Annotated in this window: 25 protein-coding genes and 2 pseudogenes; 22 read left to right on the top strand and 5 right to left on the bottom strand. The window is 38.1% G+C overall.

Features of this window, described 5'->3' with window-relative positions:
* From JC2156_RS09060 to JC2156_RS00125, 14 genes and pseudogenes are all read left to right on the top strand, one after another.
* On the top strand, window positions 1-852 hold an 852-nt coding region (locus JC2156_RS09060; protein ID WP_038240833.1), incomplete at its 5' end, for a hypothetical protein.
* A gap of 498 nt (window positions 853-1,350) precedes the next feature.
* Window positions 1,351-2,505 carry a RepB family plasmid replication initiator protein gene (locus JC2156_RS00170; protein ID WP_006844830.1) on the top strand — a complete coding sequence of 385 codons (1,155 nt, stop codon included), beginning with the start codon at window positions 1,351-1,353 and terminating at the stop codon, window positions 2,503-2,505.
* Window positions 2,498-3,073, top strand: coding sequence for a hypothetical protein (locus tag JC2156_RS00165; protein WP_006844829.1), 576 nt, complete (start codon window positions 2,498-2,500; stop codon window positions 3,071-3,073). The genes JC2156_RS00170 and JC2156_RS00165 overlap by 8 nt, the downstream gene beginning before the upstream one ends.
* A 253-nt stretch (window positions 3,074-3,326) precedes the next feature.
* Window positions 3,327-4,148 carry an oxidoreductase gene (locus JC2156_RS00160; RefSeq protein WP_006844828.1) on the top strand — a complete coding sequence of 274 codons (822 nt, stop codon included), beginning with the start codon at window positions 3,327-3,329 and terminating at the stop codon, window positions 4,146-4,148.
* 51 nt (window positions 4,149-4,199) lie between these two features.
* Entirely contained in the window at window positions 4,200-5,129 is a 930-nt protein-coding gene (locus tag JC2156_RS00155; RefSeq protein ID WP_162097972.1) for a helix-turn-helix domain-containing protein, read from the top strand.
* 280 nt (window positions 5,130-5,409) lie between these two features.
* Complete coding sequence (locus JC2156_RS00150; RefSeq protein ID WP_006844826.1) at window positions 5,410-6,054, top strand: ArsR/SmtB family transcription factor; 645 nt, start codon at window positions 5,410-5,412, stop codon at window positions 6,052-6,054.
* Between the two features lie 125 nt (window positions 6,055-6,179).
* A complete protein-coding gene (locus JC2156_RS08670) occupies window positions 6,180-6,461 on the top strand; it encodes a thioredoxin family protein (protein WP_081482751.1) in 282 nt (93 codons plus the stop codon).
* Window positions 6,462-6,474: 13 nt separating this feature from the next.
* On the top strand, window positions 6,475-6,789 hold the full coding sequence (gene trxA, locus JC2156_RS00145) for a thioredoxin (RefSeq protein ID WP_006844824.1): 315 nt from the start codon (window positions 6,475-6,477) through the stop codon (window positions 6,787-6,789).
* A 20-nt stretch (window positions 6,790-6,809) separates the two neighbouring features.
* Window positions 6,810-7,133, top strand: a complete 324-nt coding sequence (locus JC2156_RS00140; protein WP_006844823.1) for a thioredoxin family protein — start codon at window positions 6,810-6,812, stop codon at window positions 7,131-7,133.
* A pseudogene (locus JC2156_RS08665) lies at window positions 7,133-7,261 on the top strand (aspartate racemase); the annotation flags it as partial. The gene JC2156_RS00140 and the pseudogene JC2156_RS08665, both read left to right, overlap by 1 nt.
* A 90-nt stretch (window positions 7,262-7,351) precedes the next feature.
* The gene (trxB, locus tag JC2156_RS00135; RefSeq protein ID WP_006844822.1) at window positions 7,352-8,296 is read left to right on the top strand and encodes a thioredoxin-disulfide reductase; all 945 of its coding nucleotides are present in this window, start codon (window positions 7,352-7,354) and stop codon (window positions 8,294-8,296) included.
* A gap of 18 nt (window positions 8,297-8,314) precedes the next feature.
* The gene (locus tag JC2156_RS00130) at window positions 8,315-8,962 is read left to right on the top strand and encodes a DsbA family oxidoreductase (protein ID WP_006844821.1); all 648 of its coding nucleotides are present in this window, start codon (window positions 8,315-8,317) and stop codon (window positions 8,960-8,962) included.
* A gap of 12 nt (window positions 8,963-8,974) precedes the next feature.
* Window positions 8,975-9,103, top strand: coding sequence for a hypothetical protein (locus tag JC2156_RS09115; RefSeq protein ID WP_006844820.1), 129 nt, complete (start codon window positions 8,975-8,977; stop codon window positions 9,101-9,103).
* Between the two features lie 17 nt (window positions 9,104-9,120).
* A complete protein-coding gene (locus JC2156_RS00125) occupies window positions 9,121-10,452 on the top strand; it encodes a dihydrolipoyl dehydrogenase family protein (RefSeq protein WP_006844819.1) in 1,332 nt (443 codons plus the stop codon).
* 118 nt (window positions 10,453-10,570) lie between these two features.
* Here JC2156_RS00125 and JC2156_RS08805 read toward each other — a convergent pair whose 3' ends face one another.
* Together JC2156_RS08805 and JC2156_RS09030 are read right to left on the bottom strand one after the other, a co-directional pair.
* Window positions 10,571-10,768, bottom strand: a complete 198-nt coding sequence (locus JC2156_RS08805; RefSeq protein WP_155815884.1) for a hypothetical protein — start codon at window positions 10,766-10,768, stop codon at window positions 10,571-10,573.
* Window positions 10,737-10,871, bottom strand: a pseudogene (locus tag JC2156_RS09030) (IS5/IS1182 family transposase); the annotation flags it as partial. The gene JC2156_RS08805 and the pseudogene JC2156_RS09030, both read right to left, overlap by 32 nt.
* Window positions 10,872-11,151: 280 nt before the next feature.
* On the opposite strand from JC2156_RS09030, the gene JC2156_RS00120 reads away from it, so the two are divergent.
* Together JC2156_RS00120 and JC2156_RS00115 are read left to right on the top strand one after the other, a co-directional pair.
* A complete protein-coding gene (locus JC2156_RS00120) occupies window positions 11,152-11,583 on the top strand; it encodes a CopY/TcrY family copper transport repressor (protein ID WP_006844818.1) in 432 nt (143 codons plus the stop codon).
* Window positions 11,584-11,679: 96 nt separating this feature from the next.
* Entirely contained in the window at window positions 11,680-14,073 is a 2,394-nt protein-coding gene (locus JC2156_RS00115) for a heavy metal translocating P-type ATPase (protein WP_006844817.1), read from the top strand.
* Between the two features lie 74 nt (window positions 14,074-14,147).
* On the opposite strand, the gene JC2156_RS00110 is transcribed toward JC2156_RS00115, so the two are convergent.
* Window positions 14,148-15,374 (bottom strand): MFS transporter, encoded by a 1,227-nt coding sequence (locus JC2156_RS00110; protein ID WP_006844816.1) that lies wholly within the window; start codon window positions 15,372-15,374, stop codon window positions 14,148-14,150.
* A 143-nt stretch (window positions 15,375-15,517) separates the two neighbouring features.
* On the opposite strand from JC2156_RS00110, the gene JC2156_RS00105 reads away from it, so the two are divergent.
* The 5 genes from JC2156_RS00105 (at window position 15,518) to JC2156_RS09055 (ending at window position 18,217) form a co-directional block, all read left to right on the top strand.
* Window positions 15,518-15,745 (top strand): hypothetical protein, encoded by a 228-nt coding sequence (locus JC2156_RS00105; RefSeq protein ID WP_014017392.1) that lies wholly within the window; start codon window positions 15,518-15,520, stop codon window positions 15,743-15,745.
* The gene (locus JC2156_RS00100; RefSeq protein WP_006844815.1) at window positions 15,742-16,392 is read left to right on the top strand and encodes an ABC transporter ATP-binding protein; all 651 of its coding nucleotides are present in this window, start codon (window positions 15,742-15,744) and stop codon (window positions 16,390-16,392) included. Before JC2156_RS00105 ends, JC2156_RS00100 begins: the two co-directional genes overlap by 4 nt.
* Entirely contained in the window at window positions 16,389-17,144 is a 756-nt protein-coding gene (locus JC2156_RS00095) for an ABC transporter permease (protein WP_006844814.1), read from the top strand. Before JC2156_RS00100 ends, JC2156_RS00095 begins: the two co-directional genes overlap by 4 nt.
* A 177-nt stretch (window positions 17,145-17,321) precedes the next feature.
* On the top strand, window positions 17,322-17,909 hold the full coding sequence (locus JC2156_RS00090; protein WP_006844813.1) for a site-specific integrase: 588 nt from the start codon (window positions 17,322-17,324) through the stop codon (window positions 17,907-17,909).
* A gap of 92 nt (window positions 17,910-18,001) precedes the next feature.
* Entirely contained in the window at window positions 18,002-18,217 is a 216-nt protein-coding gene (locus tag JC2156_RS09055) for a transposase (RefSeq protein WP_238530575.1), read from the top strand.
* Between the two features lie 59 nt (window positions 18,218-18,276).
* Here the strand turns inward: JC2156_RS09055 and JC2156_RS00085 are convergent, their stop codons facing one another.
* On the bottom strand, window positions 18,277-18,432 hold the full coding sequence (locus JC2156_RS00085) for a cysteine peptidase family C39 domain-containing protein (protein WP_006844811.1): 156 nt from the start codon (window positions 18,430-18,432) through the stop codon (window positions 18,277-18,279).
* Between the two features lie 172 nt (window positions 18,433-18,604).
* On the opposite strand from JC2156_RS00085, the gene JC2156_RS00080 reads away from it, so the two are divergent.
* Window positions 18,605-18,913 carry a hypothetical protein gene (locus tag JC2156_RS00080; RefSeq protein ID WP_004903692.1) on the top strand — a complete coding sequence of 103 codons (309 nt, stop codon included), beginning with the start codon at window positions 18,605-18,607 and terminating at the stop codon, window positions 18,911-18,913.
* A gap of 449 nt (window positions 18,914-19,362) precedes the next feature.
* On the opposite strand, the gene JC2156_RS00070 is transcribed toward JC2156_RS00080, so the two are convergent.
* A complete protein-coding gene (locus JC2156_RS00070; RefSeq protein WP_004909462.1) occupies window positions 19,363-19,647 on the bottom strand; it encodes a hypothetical protein in 285 nt (94 codons plus the stop codon).
* Window positions 19,648-20,134 lie beyond the last annotated feature (487 nt).

The raw sequence follows: 20,134 nt of genomic DNA, 5'->3' as shown, positions 1-20,134 counted from the left end.
GTTCCGGTGGTTTTTGATGTTAAAAAGTCACGTTATAAAGTATCCGCTAAAGAAGTACTCACACGCCATGATCTACAAACATTTCATGAGGATCTAGATCAAGACTTAAAAAAGGTGCTGCCCTTTTATGAACAAGGGATTCTAAATAACAAAACCTTACCGTTTGAGAATGTCGCTGAAATCAAAAAATACAATGATCAGTTTAACGCCTTAAAAAATGAACTAGCTGACGTTGAAGAAAATATTAGGGCTAAACAGGCCGTACTTAAAATCACGGATCAAGCCTTAACGGAAGTTGACTTAGCCGAAAAACAAATTGATGCCTTTAAACAAGATTTATCTAAAAACCTCTTTGGTAGGACGGTGCTTAAACCAGATGACTTAGATCGTTTTAAAAGTCTGTTAGCCACGATGAAGAAAGCCACCTTACAAAGCCAGCATGAGACAGAAGAACTCAAGCAAACATTAGGCCAAGTCAAAGCGCAATTAGGAGACGTCCAAGCAGACTATCAAAACCTGAAAGAAACGCATCAAGCGCTTCAGAAGCGGCAACGCGAACAGCAACAGCTGGATTATGCCATGCGCGATATGCTTAAAAATGATTATGGTGTCGACAAGATAGCCCATACTGATGTGGAGGCCCGGTATGTTCTTTATAAGCTGGATCATGAAGAACTCACTCAAAATAAAAAAGTAGCCCAGTCCTGGTTGAAAACACTGACGACAGCTAGAGCAGATCCAGATACGAAAATAGCGCCAACTAGATTAGATCGTGGTATCGAACAAGTTAAAGCATTAATTAATCGAATCATTGAATTAACGCGTGATCTTTTTAAAGGACCAAGTCTATAACGTTAAAACGGCTTATTTGCCCGTATAAGCGTTTTTAAACACGCAACATATAAATAAGTATTAACCAATTTTAAATGGCTCTATCGGCTTAATAAGTGGCAATCATATTAGATAACAAGTGATATGTCATTTAAATTCATTCAAAAAAGAACCCCACGTACAAAATTGACGTACTATGGGGCTCTTTTTGTTTTGTTTTTTTATAGGTTTAATAAAAAGGCGCAGCCTATTATAAGTTTATCTTTTATATTTTAATCTTTTGTTCTTTTGCGTGGTTAGAAATTCAGTAATATCAAGGGTTTAATAGGTAATATAGCGACAAAAAACTATGCATATAGCGACAAAAAACTATGCATATAGCGACAAAAAACTATGTATATAGCGACTTTTTAAAATGTTTTGTCGCTATATAATGTTATAATAAAAGCATAAAGAAATTCCCGACTAAAAGTTTTTCTTTATGCTTATCCAACAACACGCCTAAAGGAGCGTATTTATATGTCTATTATACCAGAATCAAAGACAAGGCAGGTACAGACCTTGAATGAATTATCAAAACGGAAAGTGGTTGAGCATAACAGTTTAATTACATCCATTGCCAAAATGGATAAAACACCGCTTAAAATGTTCGAATTAGCTGTTTCTTTAATTGATACAGAAAATCCACCGAAAGACCAGACAGTTTATTTATCCAAGCAAGAGTTATTTGCTTTTTTTAACGTGGATGATAGCAATAAACATAGTCGTTTTAAAGAAGCAATTGAAAAAATGCAGAAACAAGCATTTTTTAAGATAAAAAATGCCAAAGAAAAGGGATATGAATTTGAAAGTATTGTGCCTATCCCTTATGTTAAATGGGCTGATTATCATGATGAAGTAACTATCCGATTTAGCCCCGAAATCATGCCTTATTTAATCAATCTAAAAACCAATTTTACGCAACATGCCTTATCAGATATTGCAGAATTGAATAGCAAGTATGCAATCATTTTGTACCGTTGGTTATCAATGAATTACAACCAATATGAGCATTACAGCGTTAAAGGTGGGCGAAGAGAAGAGCAAGTGGAAAGTTACCGTAATCCGATAATCACTATTCGGGAATTGCGCGACATGACCGATACGGTGAGTGAATATAAAAAGTTTACTGATTTTGAAAGAAGAGTATTAAAAGATCCGATTAAAGAAATCACAAACCATACCAGCTTTAATGTTACGTATGAAAAAGTAAAAAAAGGACGCAGCATTGAGAGTATTGTCTTTCATATCACTAAAAATCAAGTCGCAGATGATATTAGTTACAAGTTAGATGATCCCGTTTATATTGATGGTAAGATAAGACAAGAGGAAAGTGAAAAAGACCTCGTGTATGAAGCTATGAAGAGTCCATATACAAAATTGCTGATGGAACATTTCTTATTGTCGTATATTGATTTGACGGATACGGCTATTTTGTCAGGGCTACAGAAAAATGTTTATCCACTCTATGACGAATTAAAAGAGTTACGTGGTTTAAAGGGCGTGAAAGAACACTTAGCATATATCAGAGATAAACAAGATGACTATTCGAAAAAGAATATTGCTAAGTATCTTAAAAAATCGATTGAACAGTATCTACCAATCGTTAAAAGGCAGGATATAGATCATGAGTGAAAATTTAAAAACAATTCGAGAACTCGCTGATGAGTTAGGAGTTAGTAAGACTGCAATTAACAAAAAAGTTTCGGATAGCGAACGAAAACAATGGTTTTCAAAAAACGGAAACCGGTTTTTGGTTAACGAAAACGGACAAAAGGCTATAAGAACAATGTTTTCGTCTGTAATCGACAACCATAAATCGAAAACCGAAAACACATATCAACAACCAGAATCAAAAACCGAAAACTTTGAAAACGCCAACCTAAAACATTCAGATATTAACTACTTAAATGATATTATTAAGTATCAGAATGCACAAATAGAAGATTTAAAAGAAACTAAATCACAACACTTTAAGCAATTGAACCAAATGCAAAATTTATTAGACCAACAACAAAGATTGGCCTTACAGGACAAACAACTGCTCGAAGAATACAAAGCAGAAATTAAGGACTTGAAAGCCTTAGTAATGCCAAGTCCTGAGGTCGAAAAAGATGGTGCACTCCACAGTGAAACGGCGCAAGACACAGAATCGGTAGAAGCAAAACCTCGAGCTAAAAAGTGGTGGCACTTTAAAAAATGAGGGCCAAAAAGGATTTATTCAAAAATTATGGAGACGACAAAGCAATAGAAGATCTTAATGCATATACCCTATGTTGATGAAGGAATTACTAACTCATCAACTAATTAATGATACCTGTACAAAATTTGAGAATAAAATTTGGCATAAATTGCAATGATAATTGGCGTTTAAAATCATTTTTTTAAAAATAATATCGTTTAAAATGTAAGTATAGAAAAATTAAATTACAAAAAAATACGATAGGTGTGAAGGCATGATGAAAAACCAGGTTATATTGATTACTGGTGGTACAAGCGGAATAGGATATCAAACTGCAGAATATTTAGCCAAAGAAGGTCACATTGTTTATGGAGCTGGTCGCAGAATTGAAAAAATGGAACCTTTGAAAAAGCTTGGAGTAAAAGGAATTTCATTAGATGTTACCGATAAAAAATCTATAGATAATGCAGTAAAAGAAATTATCAAGCAAGAAGGCCGCATCGATGTTTTAGTTAATAATGCGGGATATGGATCGTATGGAGCGGTCGAGGATGTTTCTATTGAAGAAGCAAAAAAACAATTTGAAGTAAATTTGTTTGGATTGGCGCAACTGACGCAATTTGTTTTACCTCATATGAGAAAGAATCACTATGGTCGTATAATTAACATCTCTTCTATGGGGGGACGCGTCACCAGTTATCTAGGTGCTTGGTATCATGCAACAAAGTACGCTCTAGAAGGCTTTAGTGATGCCTTGAGAATGGAGGTTAAGGGATTTGGCATTGATGTAGTATTAATTGAGCCTGGAGGCATTAAAACTGATTGGGGATTTATTGCGGCGGATCATTTAGCTGAGTCTTCTAAAAATGGACCTTATGAAAAGGTCGCACTTAAAGTAGCAGAAGGAATGAAAAAACAATATAGTGGCAATATGATGTCGAATCCTATCGTCATTTCCAAGGCAATTTCAAAAGCAATAAATAGAAATAAACCTAAAGCAAGATACTTAATTGGATTTGGAGCAAAACCAATTGTATTTATGCATACAATTCTACCGACAAGATTGTTTGATTTTATCATGATGCACGCTAGTTAATGAGGAATATCGGGCATGAAAATAGTTATCACTAAACAATTCGTTAAATTCATGGAAGAAATTGAAATTTCTTTTTCATCAATACTGAAAGAATCAGATATTCCAAACCTCTTATGGAAAGAAGAGTTAGTTCTAAATGAACAGCAATATTATCGCTTGTTAAATGTTCTAGATGGTTATATCAGTGATAAGCAAATTTTAGAGTTAAGCTCAATAAATAATGTGAGTATGTTTATGCCTTCTTTTTTTGCAGCACTGTGTGCATCTACAGGGCGTCAAGCTCTAAATCGTTTTTCAAAATTCAAAAATATAGTAGGTCCTGTAAATATTTCTGTTGAAGAATTAGATGCGACTGTTAGTGTGAAGTTATCTTTTATCTACCCTCAACAAAAACTACCAAGATTCGCTATTTTGACAGAACAGTTATTAATATTAAGTTTAATCAGAACTGGTGCTGGAGAATTAATTGTACCGTTGTATGTTAGTGGTCCTTTTACATATGGTGAACAAATATCTCAATCAATGCAATGTATTCCAGAAAAAACAGTAGATAATGTGCTTATTTTCAGAAAGTCAGATTTGGAAAAAAATTTTTTAACTGAAAACAATAGCATGTGGAAATTTCTGGAACCAGAATTAAAAAATCAATTATTGCAAGCAAAAGAATTTAAAACATTTTCAGATGTGGTTCAAAACGAACTAATCAAAAAAATTCCGAGCAGAGAATTTTCTTTAAATGAAATTTCGGAATCATTAGGTATAAGTAATAGAACTCTTCAGCGAAATCTAGCATCTGAAAATACAACATTTAATGCACAAATACAAATTGTTCAAAAAATATTGACAATGAATTTTATTCAAAATACAAATCTGACTAAAACAGAAATAACTTTTCTCGTTGGTTATACAGATCTAAGTTCATTTTCAAGAGCCTTTAAAAAATGGACTGGAACTACTTTTAGTTTATATAAAAAAATTTAAAAAGTACCCATCAATTATTAGGTTAAATTATTTTCGCTCAGTTAACGTTGATCGTATACTAAAAATGACTGTTTTTAGAACATTCTCTGATATGGACTAGTATATCGCTCGAAACATGTGCATTATCCCGATAAGAAAAAATAAGGGTCTATAATTATAGGATGACTCCTAAATCTAAAAAGACAAGGCCCATTAATTTATTAACTAATAATATTGAATTTCAATTTCATAGGAAAATTGGTAAACTATTCAACAAAATAGTTGAAAAGGTGGGAAGAAAATGTTTGAACAAGCAGTTAACTACAAAAATGGACTATATGAAGAACTGTCTAAAATTGGTAAGGGGCTAAGCAGTGATCGACGATTAGAAATTCTTGATCTTTTAACTCAAGCACCCAAATCAGTTGAAACTATTGCCAACGGGGTCGGAATAAGTGTAGCTAACGCCTCACGCCATCTACAAATATTGAAGGACAGTCATCTGGTTAAAACAAAACGAAAAGGCAATCATATTATTTATAGCCTTAGTTCTCCTAAAATTAGTGATCTTGTGCACCTATTAACCGACATTGGCAACAGTGAACTTTCAGATATGAAAACAATTCAGGATAAATCAGACGCTCAAGATAACGTTAAAACCATTTCGTTAAAGCAAGCTCAAGAAGAATACAAAAATTGCTTTGTCCTTGATGTACGACCTTCTGATGAATATGCAGCAGGCCACATACAATCGGCAATTAATGTCCCATTGGAAACATTAAAAGAATCAATGCCCAAATTACCTAAAGATCAAAAGATTATTGTTTATTGCCGTGGAAGACTATGTGCTAATTCCAACATTGCCACACAGATCTTAAATAGAAATGGTTTTGACGCAGTTAGTTTAAATTCAAGTCACTATGATTGGAATAAAATAACAGAATAAACAGTTTAAGCACGATTTAGTCATTTATTGATTAAATCGTGCTTTTATATTGACTTACAAAAAGTATATGATATTATTAAACTATTCAAGTAAACAATTGAATAATTGAAAGGCAGTGACATAACTTGTCTACTATTGATAAAACGCTAACCTTAATTAATTTTGAGAATAATTGGTGCGCCCAGTGTTATACGCAGCGACCAATAATAAATAAGATTAGCCATGACTTTAATTCATATTTAAACGTTCGGGTAGTGAATTCAGATGCTCACCCAGAACTAGCAAAAAAATACAATGTTTATTCCGCACCCAGTACTATTTTGCTGCGTGATGGAAGAATCGTTGAAAAAATTACCCGTTTTATTGATCAATCACAATTAACAACTTTAATTAAATATTACCTATAAAGGAGCGACTCTTATGGTTAAGAACTTAACTGACAAAGACTTTGTGAAAGAAACTAGTACCGGTGTTACATTAACTGATTTTTGGGCTACTTGGTGTCCTCCATGTCGAATGCAAGGACCGATTATTGAACAACTTGATAAAGAAATTGGCGATAAAGTCAAAATCACTAAAATGGACGTAGATGCAAATCAAGAAACACCAATGGAATTTGGAATTATGTCTATTCCAACCTTAATTATCAAAAAAGATGGCCAAGTAGTTGATAAGCTGGTTGGCCTCCAAAGTAAGGACCAACTTAAAACCGTTCTTGCTCAATATACTAATTAGGTTAAGAGGGGAGAAGCTGAATGGAACAACTATCAGTAATGAATAAAAAAGAATTTGATAAAAAACTGAAGAATGGAAAATATATTTTAGTTTTTATAGCTTCTTGGTGCCCTGATTGTAGCTTTATCAAGCCTCATCTGCCAGAAATTGAACAAGAATTCAAAGATTACACTTTCATCAGTGTCGATCGTGATGAGAATACTGAATTGGCTCAAGAACTAAATATCTTTGGTATTCCAAGCTTCGTTATTTTTAGAGATGGTCAAGAAATCGGAAGACTTGTCAATAAAGATCGGAAGACTAAAGAAGAAGTCGAAAACTTCATTACCAACACTATTAACTAATGAAGAGTTTTTTAACTATTCTTGGCGGTATGGGGACGTTAGCAACTGAAAGTTATGTCCGACTCCTTAATAAGAAAACTGAAACCCATAAAGACCAAGACCATTTAGATTATATAGTGGTTAACCATTATTGATGCACAAGAAGTCATTGTTAATCGTTCATTGGATAAGGGATTAGCGTTACGTGACGACTAATAAGTAGATTGGATTGAAATTTAATGAGGAAATATGATGTAGTAGTGATTGGGGCCGGTCCTGGTGGAATGACCGCTGCCTTATATGCAGCACGAGCTAATTTAAATGTAGCAATGCTTGATCGCGGTATTTATGGTGGACAAATGAACAACACCGATGACATTGAAAACTACCCTGGTTTTACAACAATTAAGGGTCCTGAACTTGGTGAGAAAATGTATCAAGGAACCGTTAAGGCCGGAGTGAATTTTGTATATGGTGATGTCCAAAACGTTACCGTTGATGATCAACAAATGAAGCATATTCAAACCGATAGTGACGAGTTAGTAGCAAGCGCAGTAATTATTGCAACAGGATCTAATAATCGAAAATTAGGTGTACCAGGTGAAGAAAAGTTCTCCGGAAAAGGGGTTTCTTACTGTGCAGTATGTGATGGTTCTTTCTTTAAAGGAAAGAACGTGACTGTAGTTGGCGGTGGTGATTCAGCAATTTCTGAAGGATTGTACTTAGCTAATGTCACTGATGGAGTTAATGTCATTCATCGTCGCGATCAGTTACGGGCACAAAAGGTATTACAAAATCGTGCTTTTGATAACGATAAGATAGATTTCACTTGGAATACTAGTGTGACAGAGATTTTAGGTGATGAAAATCATGTTACTGGAGTAAAAATCCATAACAATCAGGTCGGTGATGATACAACTCTAGACACTGATGGAGTTTTCGTTTATGTCGGTAACTTTCCAAATAGCCAAATTTTCAATAATTTAAATATTACCGATCAAGCTGGTTGGATTATAACTAACGATCAAATGGAAACAACAATTCCTGGAATCTATGCAATTGGTGATGTCCGGCAAAAGCAACTGCGGCAAATTACAACTGCGGTTGGCGATGGTGGTATTGCTGGGCAAAACGCCTTTGAATATTTCGAAGCCATAAAGCATCGGCAAACGGTTAAAGATTAAAGAGAGGAAAATTACTTTATGGAAATCAAATATTGGTCAGACATTGCTTGCCCCTTTTGTTATATCGGTTCTAACCGAATGAAACGAGCAATGAAGGAAATTGGTATTTATGACACAACTGAATTAGAGTTCAAATCATTCGAGCTTAACCCTGCAACACCAAAGGAAACCGATGAAGGATACATTAATCACTTCACTCAGGGAAATAAGGCAATGGAGCCACAGGCCAAAAAGCAAATGGCTTACATCGAACAAATGGCACATAACGATGGTCTACCAATGGATCTTGACAGTGTAGTACCTACAAATACTATGGATGCGCACCGGATTATTAAATTCGCAGAAGCTAAAAATGATCCTGATTTGACTGAACGAGTAATTAGACGCTTCTACCAAGTTTACTTTAGTGATGGTCAATCGATTTCTGACCATGATGTGCTATTAAATGCGGCAATGGAAGCTGGGCTTGCTAAAGACGAAGTAGAAAAAGTGCTTAATTCTAACCAATATCATCAAGCTGTGGTCAATGACGAGGCAGAGGCTCAACAATCCGGTATTCATGCTGCACCTTTTTTTGTAATCAATAATAAGTATGCAATTAGTGGTGCCCAACCATATGAAGTCTTTGTTAAAGCCTTAAAGCGAGTTCAAGAAGAAGAAAATTAGGAGGAATTTACGATGGCCGAAGATAAGCCACAATTTAATACAATATTTGGCGATAATAATGATGCTGCTGTATGCGGGCCAGACGGTTGTAATATCGCTGAACATCAAAAGCAAACTGAGGATAAGAAGAAAACAAAATAAATGGAGGAAAGCTATAAATGAAGTTTGACTACGTTGTTATTGGCAGTGGGCCATCAGTTTATCGTTTCCTATTGGGAATGCAGAATAGCGGAAAGAAAATCGCGGTTGTTGAAAAGAATCGGTTTGGCGGAATTTGCCCTAACGAAGGCTGCGAACCCAAGATTTTCTTAGAAGGAGCAGCACGAGCAACCTTAACTTCAATGCGTTTGCAAGGTAAGGGAATTACTCAACCAGCTAAGCTTGACTGGAAAGAACTTATTCAGCAAAAGAATAAGGCTATGGCGTCATTCCTAAATAATATGCAAAGTATGTATGAAGGCCTGGGTGCGACTACCATCAAGGGTGAAGCATCATTTGTTGATCAACATACCATTGAAGTTAATAATAAAAAAATCACTGCTGATAATTTTGTAATCGCAACCGGAAAAAAGCCGCATCCTCTTAACATTCCTGGCCACGAGTACCTACTTACTAGTACTAACCTTTTTGAACTCGAAGATACTCCAAAGAACGTCGCAATTATCGGAAGTGGTTACGTTGGTATGGAATTTGCTACATTGTTGTCTGCTGCCGGGGTTAAAGTAACAGTTATTGTCCGATCCGGCCAACCACTAGAGGGATTTTACAGCCAACACGTTCATCAGTTAGTTGATGAAATGAAAAACTCACTTGGTATTAATTTTATATTTAACACAAATGTTACAGCTGTTACCGAAGCACAAACTGGCTATGAGGTTCAATCAGCTAACGGCAACCTTGGCACTTTTGATAAAGTTATTAATGCCAGTGGTAGAGTTCCTGAAATTAATGCATTGAAACTTGATAATGCTGGTGTAGAGTACAGCAACCGCGGAATTAAAGTTGATAAATATTTGACCACATCAGCAAATAACATTTACGCAATGGGCGATATTGTTGATAAAACCGCACCAGCATTAACCTCTACGGCACAGTTTGAAGCAGACTACTTAAGTGCCTTACTTACTAATAAAACAACTGAACCTCTTAGGTACCCAGTAATTGGAACCGTTACGTTCACATTCCCCCAACTCGCTCAAGCTGGAATTAGTATTGATAAAGCAAAGGAAGACAGTAATTATTCAATTAAAGATATTGATATTACTCAAGGTGACTTTTTTTATGCTGGAACAGATGATCACGCACGATTATCATTAGTCTTTGACAAGCAAAATCATCTCGTGGGCGCTGCTGAAATTAGCCAAACAGCAGTAGATGATATCAATGCACTAATTCCTGTTATGGCAATTGATGTTGATCCAGAGGTTTGGAAAGAAAAGATGATAATGGCTTTCCCTGGTTTAGCATATAAAATTAGAACATTAATTTAACAACAAGAGGGTCTATTTTTTACAAATACCCCCTCGAAAACGTTGAAAGAATAACCCCTAATATCTATAATGTAGATATTAGGGGTTATTTATTTTTATATACCAGAAATAGCTTCTTTTATTCGTTATTTTTTCGATACCTTTTAGAACGATTTTGACCAGGAAATAAACGATCATGCGATCCGACTCGAATGCCAATTAAGACGAGTTCATCTTTATCAATCGTATAAACCACCAGGACATCGTGAGTTTCGCTTGGTGTTTTGTTTTTCGGGGTATCTTCGTAAGTGATAAAGGATGGCATTGAATACGTCATAAAGATCATAACGAAGCGGTCTTGTATGCTTGCGGAAGTTTTCTAAATCAGGTTGTATTAACGCAAATTGCGCTCGAGAAATATTGCTTGGAAAATCTGGCATGACAAACTCCTCAGTCGGTTTTCCACAATTCTACCAGATTCAGCAGATACTAGACAGGTTCTAAGAGGCATTTCACCATACTAACAAGAAAACCAAAAATTCCCAGATCATTAATTTAACATATCGTATCAAACCATGCCTGGAATATTATCTAGGCGTTTTTTTAATGTAATGGTATTTTCTGGCAGAAAGGTTGCATTATTGTGACTACAGTTGTAAACTAATAAGTGTTAAGAGGCTACAAACGTAAACTTAGAATTCAATTAATGGAGGAAGCCAATTGAAGGATGCAAAGAATGTAACCATCACCGATTCTGAATGGATGGTTATGAGAGCAATTTGGACAATGGGACATGCGACTAGTCGTGAACTAATCGATGCTATGAACGAATTAGAAGGCTGGTCAGCTTCAACAACCAAAACGCTACTTCACAGGTTGATTCAAAAACAGGCGGTTGCGCAGCATGGCGGCAGTCGACCATTCACGTATAAGCCGGTTGTTGGCGAGAAGGAATCAATGGCGGCAGCGGCAGATGATTTGTTTGACCATATGTGTGCGATGCGGGCTGGTTCAACAATTGCCGGCATTATTCAGTCAAGGGAACTCTCACGGGCGGATATTGCGAACTTACAGGCGATTCTAGCTGAAAAGGCCAAAACAGCGCCCGAGGAAGTTCAGTGTAACTGCTTGCCAGGTGATCAAACGTGTTAAGACTGTGGTGTTCTGTTTACTTTTAGGATTGCTGCACAAAAATCCAGAATCTGGGATTTCTGATGGCGGAAACTTATTTTTAGGGGGTCGATAATCATGGCAAATAAAGAGGACAATATGAACATGAAAAACATGAGTGCTAAGAATATGGAAAATAATGAATCAAATATGAGTCATATGGATCATGATGACATGAAAATGGATCACAATATGACCGAAACGGATCATAATCAAATGAACATGGACCACGATATGACCGAAATGGATCATGGTCAAATGAACATGGACCACGATATGACCGAAACGGATCATAATCAAATGAACATGGACCACGATATGGCCAAAATGGATCATGGTCAAATGAACATGGATCACGATATGGCCGAAATGGATCATGGTCAAATGAACATGGATCATAGCCAAATGAACATGAATCACGAAACTATGAATATGAGTGGGATGAATCACGGTGATATGGATATGGCTGGGACCGACATGATGATGCACGGTGGCTCAATGATGCATATGGGGAATTTGAAAGTTAAATTTTGGGTCTCCGTTGTCTTAGCGATTCCAGTTTTACTGTTAGCACCAATCATGGGTTTAAACGTTTCCATCCTTAGTTTCAGTTCACCGCTAATTGTTGGCATTATCATCGTTTTGTTTGATACAGCACTTTACTTTTATGGCGGAATGCCATTTTTAAAGGGGGCTAAAGCGGAAATTCAGGATAAATCTCCTGAAATGATGACGCTAGTAACCCTTGGAATTTCCGTTTCGTATTTCTACAGTTTGTACGCATTTATTGCCAACAACTTCTTGAACCCGGCAAATCATGTAATGGATTTTTCGTTCGAACTTGCAACCCTGATTTTAATTATGCTTCTAGGACACTGGATTGAAATGAATGCATTGATGGGGGCTGGGGATGCCTTACAAAAGATGGCGGCCCTGTTGCCTAAGACGGCCCATCTAGTTACAGATAATGGTGAAACAAAAGAAGTGCCAGTATCTGATTTAAAAGTTGGTCAAGCTTTCCAAGTGCGTTCAGGTGAGAGTATTCCAGCCGATGGTGTTATTACGGCTGGGGAGTCGACCGTGAATGAAGCACTGGTAACCGGTGAATCTGCTGCCGTTACCAAGAACGTTGGCGATAAGGTCATTGGTGGTGCAACCAACAATAACGGGACGCTAACGGTTAAAATTAGTGGTACTGGTGACTCCGGCTATCTTTCTCAAGTAATGAAAATGGTTCAAAATGCCCAGCAAGCTAAATCTAAAGCAGAAGATAAAGCTGATTTAGTTGCCAAGTATCTATTTTACGCGGCATTTGGTGTTGGGATTATTGCTTTCTTTGCCTGGTTACCCCAGGGATTGGCGACTGCAATGACGATCATGGTGACCGTCTTCGTGATTGCTTGCCCGCATGCATTAGGATTAGCGATTCCATTAGTGGTTTCTCGTTCTACTACGATTGGCGCTCAAAATGGGCTATTAGTTCGAAATCGCCAAGCCATTGAAGCAAGTCAACATGTTAGCCACGTTCTCTTGGATAAAACTGGCACGTTAACAGAAGGTAAATTTACGGTGAATGCATTGATTCCAAATGATGGGATTGATGAAACAACGTTATTAAGCCGACTGGCCGCCCTTGAAAATAATTCGACTCATCCGCTGGCCCAAGCAATCATTACTGAAGCCCAAGCGAAGGACATTGAAGTCGTTGCGGCTGAAAAGTCTCAAAATATTCCAGGCGTTGGTATTTCCGGTAATGTTGATGGCACTGACTATACGATTGTTAATGGTAACTATTTAACGAAGCAAGGGATCAGGTTTGACGAGGCTGCTGCTGATAAATGGGCTGCTAAGGGTAATTCCGTCAGCTTCCTATTGCAGGGCACCCAAGTTCAAGGAATGGTTGCTGAAGGCGACACCATCAAAGCGGGTGCTAAGGAATTAATTAGTGGTCTTCAGAGGCGAGGAATTACCCCCGTAATGCTCACTGGCGATAATCCAAAAGCCGCGGAACACGTTGCTAACTTACTAGGATTGACTGAATTCCATGCAGGCCTATTACCAGATGATAAGCAAAAGATTATTGCTGATTATCAAGCAAAGGGCAATCACGTCATCATGGTTGGTGACGGCGTAAATGACGCACCAAGTCTTGCCGCGGCCGATATTGGAATTGCAATTGGCGCCGGAACCGATGTTGCCATTGATTCCGCTGATGTTGTGTTGGTTAAATCAGAACCCAGCGATATTTTACATTTTCTTGATTTGGCTAAAATCACAAATCGGAAAATGGTTCAAAATCTCTGGTGGGGAGCAGGCTACAATATTGTCGCAATTCCACTCGCTGCCGGTGTGTTGTCATTTATTGGAATCATTCTAGACCCAGCCGTTGGTGCTGCGGTCATGGCGATGTCGACAATTATCGTGGCAATTAATGCGATGGGATTGACTGGTGAAAAGATTAAAAACGTGTAATTAAGTGATGACAAAAAGAGGAGAAAGATCAGCTGGTAGTCTGGTCTTTCTCCTCTTTATGATCATCATGTTAATTACTTATCTGGTTGCTCAGTTAATTTCGCCAATTTTTGATGCAGCCTAATGTCATATTGCCTGGTAATTGGCATTAACACCGCGACCACCCCGCAAATGGCAGCACCGATTCCTGCAATCACAAATAGGCGTTCAATACCAATCACATCAGCTAGGGGACCGGCAAAAATTAAGCCAATTGGTCCAGCTAGATTCGACAAAGAATTCAAAACGCCTAGAATCCGCCCTAACTCTTCTGCTGGATAACTTTGTTGAATCATTGCCATTAAAAGCGTTGTAAAAAATGGGGTCGCAATTCCTTCAATGATGTTTAAAGCTGCGAACCATAAAAATCCGGTTTGGTTACCTGGCAAAATGCCGCTAATACCGGTTGGAATGCCAACCAGGAAAAACGCGATGATTACGGGCTTCATCCGGTCCTGCCACTTACCAAAGAGGCCAATGATAGTGCCGCCGATTAGCATGCCAGTTGAATAAATGGCTTCAATTAAGCCAGCCTGACTAACGGTTCCCTGAAAGTATTTCATGGTCATGAGTGGATACATGCTGGCAGCAGGCATGTAGGTTAGTGTGAAGACGGCGCCGATCAACGTAATGTACCACAAGCCCTTGTTGTTCGTAAGTTGTTTGATCCCCAAGCGGGTGTTGTGGAGCACATGCATTGGCTGATCAATTTTTTCATTGTTAGGAATTTGAACCCACGTTAAAATACAAATCCCAATGATGGCCCCAAGTACGTCTAACAGAATCAAGTACTCGATGGGGATAAACGCAAATAAAAACGCGCCCAGTGCTGGGGCAATAATCATATTCGCGGATTGCACCATTCCCAGTTGGCCGTTCATACGGGTAATTTCTTTGTCTGGCACCATTGTGGGCATTACCGATTGAATCGTTGGCATCTGGAAGGTTTGCGCACAAGACCGCATCAGTAATGAAATAAAAATGAGCCAAAGTGGAAATACATGAAAGACCGTTCCGGATACGGAAAGAATAATAGCGAAACAGGCAGCAAAAACGTCCGGGAAAATTAGGAGGCCTTTTTTGTTCCACCGATCAAGCATAGGACCAACAAACGGACTAAGAATCACCATTGGCAGCATTCCTAAAATAGTAGCAATGCTCAATACCGTTGCTGAACTGGTTTTCTTGGTCAAATACCAAATAGTGGCGGCCTTCTTGATTATCAAATAATTTTTCACCACTTCTATAAGCGGCGCTAGCAATGGCACTGCATCCTTTACCAGCACTAATTATATAATCGCCCCTAGGAAAGACTATTAAAACAGCCCTCATTATCTGACTAGTAGATACCGGGGGTTGTTTTTTTTATAAAATGATATAATACTCCCTAGATAGGAGACAACGTATGTCTAGACAAAAACGATCGATCAACGAAAATAATGATAAATTAAAAGTTCAATTAGAACTCCTCCGTAGTTATACGGAACACTTTGACTCAGGTATGATTCATATGGCTTTGCCAATGGCTACACAGGTTGGTGTATTAATACATCAAACATTATTGACTTCTGAGCACTTTGTTATCCGGCTGTTGTCGGCGCCGATCATTGTGCGATCGGGGGTGGGCATATGAATTCATTGATTAGTTTAGAAAAAGTTAATTATCAAATCGCTGATCAACATATTTTACATGATGTTGATTGGCAGATTCCAGATGGGGCTCATATTACATTGACGGGACCATCCGGTGGTGGGAAAAGTACGTTATTACGGATCATTGCGGCCATGATTTCTAAAACAAGTGGGACCTTGATTTTTGATGGGCAGCCGATTGAAAGTTATGACCCAATCATGTATCGGCGGCAAGTCTCATATTGTTTCCAACAACCGACGTTATTTGGTGAGACGGTGGCAGATAACTTAGCTTTCCCGTACCAAATTCGTAAGCAGGTCATGGATACGAAACGAGTGGTAACGGCGTTAAATAATGTTGGGCTGTCCGAACGAACCCTGCATCAGCCGATTATCGAGCTTTCCGGTGGTGAACGACAGCGGGTCGCGCTGATTCGCAACATCTTATTCTTACCAAAAGTGTTGTTATTAGATGAGGTGACAGCTGGTTTGGATGAAAATAATAAGCAAATCGTGCACGCCTGGTTACGACAGTTAAATGAGCAAGATCACGTGACAACGATCATGATTACTCATGACGCGACAGAGATTGCTGCGGCAGATCAGTTAGCGAAAGTGGTTGCTGGCAGATTGGAGGTACACGCATGAATTTAGCAGTTAATAATACGTCGCTATTTTTGGCGGCAATGTTAGTGCTCGTCGCGTTAGGAATTAGTTTGTGGCAGAAACTTGGCTTAGATAGGGACATCGTCATTGGTGTCGTGCGGGCTGTTGTACAACTATTTATCGTGGGTTACTTGCTAAAGTATATTTTTCGAGTCAACAATTTGTGGCTAACGCTGGCGATGATAGGCTTCATTATCTTCAATGCGGCTTGGAATGCGAAAAAACGGGGGCCGGGGATTGACCATGCATTAGCCATTTCGTTATTAGCCATTTTTGTTAGTACGGGGGTAACACTCGGCGTCCTCGTGCTATCTGGTGCGATTAAGTTTGTGCCATCGCAAATGATTCCCATTTCTGGTATGATTGCGTCGAATTCAATGGTCGCAATTGGGCTGGCTTATCGCAGCCTCAATAGTCAGTTTCATGACCAGCGGCAAGCTGTGCTTGAACGTTTGGCGTTAGGGGCTGGTCTACTTGATGCTTCGATTGCCATCGTGCGTGAGGCGATTCGTACGGGTATGTCACCAACCATTGATTCGGCAAAGACTGTGGGTCTAGTCAGTCTGCCAGGGATGATGTCCGGTTTGATATTTGCAGGGGTCGATCCAGTACGGGCCATTAGGTATCAAATTATGGTCACGTTCATGCTCTTATCAGCGACTAGTTTGGGGTCAATCATTGCGTGCTATTTAGCTTACCGTAATTTCTATAATGAACAAAAACAGTTGAAGTAATGACTCCTGATTGCAGTCCCGCGGGGAGTCCTTTATGATGGAAGCTGATCTTTTTTGTCCGAACAGCGTTCGGATTAATTTTACAATCTACCACTACGATAAAAATAATTGGTCATTCATTGACAAAAGTGAACCAATTATAGGCAAGGACTGTTCTATTATTGAGGTTAAATAGATATGCAACAAATCGTACTCCCAATCAAAGACTCTAACGTCTTAAAAATGGTGCAAGACACCTTACTAGATAGTTTTCGGGCAGGTCGCCGTAACTACACTATCTTTCAAGTTGGCAAAGCCACCCTGCTGCGGGTGAGTGATGTGATGACGTTAAAGAAATCCGATGTCTATAATCCAGATGGCTCTGTTAAACACACGGCCTTTATTCATGATAAAAAGACCGGTAAAGCAAATACACTATATTTAAAGCCCGTGCAACAAGACTTGTTGCAATATCATGATTGGCTAGTCCAACAGAATATCAATTCAGACTGGTTATTTCCCTCAACGGCCCATCCAGACCGTCATATCACTGAGAAGCAGTTTTATAAGGTGATGGCACGCGTTGGTGATCTCTTAGGCATCAACTATCTGGGCACACATACCATGCGTAAAACAGGCGCCTATCGTGTTTATACGCAATCAAATTACAACATTGGTCTAGTCATGCATTTATTAAATCATTCTAGTGAGGCTATGACGCTGACTTATCTTGGTTTAGATCAAGCAAGTCGTGAAACCATGTTAGATCAAATTGATTTTGGTTAACCTATAAAAAAATTTTGCTCGTATACTGAAAATCCGGATTGCTTTATTTCTAGGACATACTCCGAGATAATCAAGTATAGGTTTTTTTTATTATGAAAGCTAAGAGATACTCAACTGAATTTAAATCATCAACGGTTGCCTTGTACAACGAGGGTCGTTCTGTTAATTCGCTGGCCAATGAATATCATTTGGCTGTACAAACGGTTACGGGCTGGGTCAAAAATCTCAAATCAATCCCAACTGCTCTTATACTAAGAATAGGCCATTTTTTTAGTATAAGAGCATACAGTAATGATTATAAAAAATAGGGAACTTTCTAAAAAATAATTTACAAAGTTCCCTATCTTCTCTTTTATGGCTATATTGGTCATTTTTTAGTAGTGCCTTCCATGTCTGTTTTGGCTAAGTCACGTAGCTTGGCTAAAGATAGACGTGTTTTGTAATGAGCTAAAACCATGACAACTGCAGCTACACCACGATCACGTTCATCGACTTGTGCGATATAATTTAACTTTTTTGTCAATGCCAAGCCTCCCAAAATAAATATAAAATAATAGTATACAATTTTATAATCAAACACGATAATATGTTTGAAAAATGTTGCATAATAGGACTAAATCTGATAGTGTGTAAGCGTATACAAGAACCTTGTCATGACACTAAGTAAGACGCTGTAACAAGATAGGAGGGCTCTATTGACTGTATTTTACCATGATAAAGAAGTTCGCGTTTGGGAAATTAGCAAAGATAAAGAACTGCCTGAGTGGGTTCAACAGTGTTTTGATAATAATTCTATGGTCTGGTATGACAATAAATTGAAAGTCCTTGTAAAAGCTATAAACCCTTCTTCAAAAAGAGATGTTAAACTAGGGCTTCTCGATACGGCATTAGGTTATTATGGCGGTGGGTTTGTAATGGGGAATGTAGGCGATATTTTTGATTCTACCAACGGTAGGATTATATCAAAAAAAAATTTTCTCAATCATTATGATATAAGAAATTAGAATTGATAGGAAAAATTAATTTTTAAAGTCGTAGAGTCAACTAATCTGTTTAGTCAAAAGACACGCGAAACAGAGATTAAAGTTATGAAAAGCTATTTAAGTAACTATAAAGAGTTGTCTAATTCAGAGTGCAACAAAATTAGCGGAGGACATTGGATTGGCGACGTTTTAGGGGCAATTGGACATGTATACCATCCAGCCGACCCTCAAAATGTTCTAGATCAATTGAATGGCAAGACGCAACCTAAACCTGGACACCAATATAGTCCATATGGGTATTATTAATTTAACGAATTAACATAATGTAGCTTATACCAAGTTAAAAGCGCCAAGCCTTAATTTCATAAGGTTTGGCGCTTTTTCTGTGATCTGTTCTTGTGAATTTGGCTCAAATAAATTGGTCTAGCTCTCACAATCCTGGTAGCAAGGCTTTTATGCTTTGTGAAATTTTAGTCCGTGAGCGGTTGATGAGACGGCTGTTTGTGCTTTTTGCGGAGGCGTAAACGGACCACCAATTTGTGTTGGGCGACTTCTTCGTCAGACAAGGTTAACTTCTCATCAATCGAGAAAGAGGTCGTTTTATAATTTTTGGCCAGGACAACCGCATAAACCGCCTGGTCAATCTGTTCACTTTGCTCGGGTGTTAAGGCAAACGTATAAGACTTGTCGCCATACAAAATCGTTTTATCAGGGGCTACGCGCGTAAAGCGACCCTTAATTGCATTGTACGTCATAACAGCTCCTTTCTTGATTTTATTAGATAAATCTCATCAAAGGGGCGTTTATTACCTTTTTGCCCCATAATAGAAATGTCGACTTAAGCCTACTCCCCCAAGCGTTGAGGAGGGGTTGCCTGTCGGTTTATTTGCAATTTTACCCCCCCTATTAGTAATTTGGGGGCTTGGTTAATTTTTTGAATCGTCTTTAATTGTCAAAAATAACAGTCTAGCCATCATACTATCAGCGTCACTGTATTTTAAAGTGGGCCACCAGGCTTGACCAGCGTACTGGCCCAAGCCTTTGAAACAGCAGAGCTGTTTCATGGCAGTTATTGTTTATAATTATACACTGTCTTGCCCTGAAAGGAAACTTGCTTCAAAAAAGACAAACAAAAAGAGCTGGTGTTCCTACGCACTAGCCCTTTTTACTAGAGAGGTTAGTCTCCATGTACTTTCTTCTATTAACATTATAACATGATATTATTGGTATTTCCAAACATGA

It is taken from the genome of Weissella koreensis KCTC 3621, assembly GCF_000277645.1.
Note: the sequence above shows the minus strand (reverse complement) of the source record. Positions and strands in the feature narration are given on the sequence as shown.

Coding starts and splice junctions, on each gene's coding strand:
- JC2156_RS00170 (WP_006844830.1), top strand. CDS start 1,351: ATGTCTATTATACCAGAATCAAAGACAAGGCAGGTACAGACCTTGAAT.
- JC2156_RS00165 (WP_006844829.1), top strand. CDS start 2,498: ATGAGTGAAAATTTAAAAACAATTCGAGAACTCGCTGATGAGTTAGGA.
- JC2156_RS00160 (WP_006844828.1), top strand. CDS start 3,327: ATGATGAAAAACCAGGTTATATTGATTACTGGTGGTACAAGCGGAATA.
- JC2156_RS00155 (WP_162097972.1), top strand. CDS start 4,200: ATGGAAGAAATTGAAATTTCTTTTTCATCAATACTGAAAGAATCAGAT.
- JC2156_RS00150 (WP_006844826.1), top strand. CDS start 5,410: ATGTTTGAACAAGCAGTTAACTACAAAAATGGACTATATGAAGAACTG.
- trxA (WP_006844824.1), top strand. CDS start 6,475: ATGGTTAAGAACTTAACTGACAAAGACTTTGTGAAAGAAACTAGTACC.
- JC2156_RS00140 (WP_006844823.1), top strand. CDS start 6,810: ATGGAACAACTATCAGTAATGAATAAAAAAGAATTTGATAAAAAACTG.
- trxB (WP_006844822.1), top strand. CDS start 7,352: ATGAGGAAATATGATGTAGTAGTGATTGGGGCCGGTCCTGGTGGAATG.
- JC2156_RS00130 (WP_006844821.1), top strand. CDS start 8,315: ATGGAAATCAAATATTGGTCAGACATTGCTTGCCCCTTTTGTTATATC.
- JC2156_RS09115 (WP_006844820.1), top strand. CDS start 8,975: ATGGCCGAAGATAAGCCACAATTTAATACAATATTTGGCGATAATAAT.
- JC2156_RS00125 (WP_006844819.1), top strand. CDS start 9,121: ATGAAGTTTGACTACGTTGTTATTGGCAGTGGGCCATCAGTTTATCGT.
- JC2156_RS08805 (WP_155815884.1), bottom strand. CDS start 10,768: ATGACGTATTCAATGCCATCCTTTATCACTTACGAAGATACCCCGAAA.
- JC2156_RS00115 (WP_006844817.1), top strand. CDS start 11,680: ATGGCAAATAAAGAGGACAATATGAACATGAAAAACATGAGTGCTAAG.
- JC2156_RS00105 (WP_014017392.1), top strand. CDS start 15,518: ATGTCTAGACAAAAACGATCGATCAACGAAAATAATGATAAATTAAAA.
- JC2156_RS00100 (WP_006844815.1), top strand. CDS start 15,742: ATGAATTCATTGATTAGTTTAGAAAAAGTTAATTATCAAATCGCTGAT.
- JC2156_RS00095 (WP_006844814.1), top strand. CDS start 16,389: ATGAATTTAGCAGTTAATAATACGTCGCTATTTTTGGCGGCAATGTTA.
- JC2156_RS00090 (WP_006844813.1), top strand. CDS start 17,322: ATGCAACAAATCGTACTCCCAATCAAAGACTCTAACGTCTTAAAAATG.
- JC2156_RS09055 (WP_238530575.1), top strand. CDS start 18,002: ATGAAAGCTAAGAGATACTCAACTGAATTTAAATCATCAACGGTTGCC.
- JC2156_RS00070 (WP_004909462.1), bottom strand. CDS start 19,647: ATGACGTACAATGCAATTAAGGGTCGCTTTACGCGCGTAGCCCCTGAT.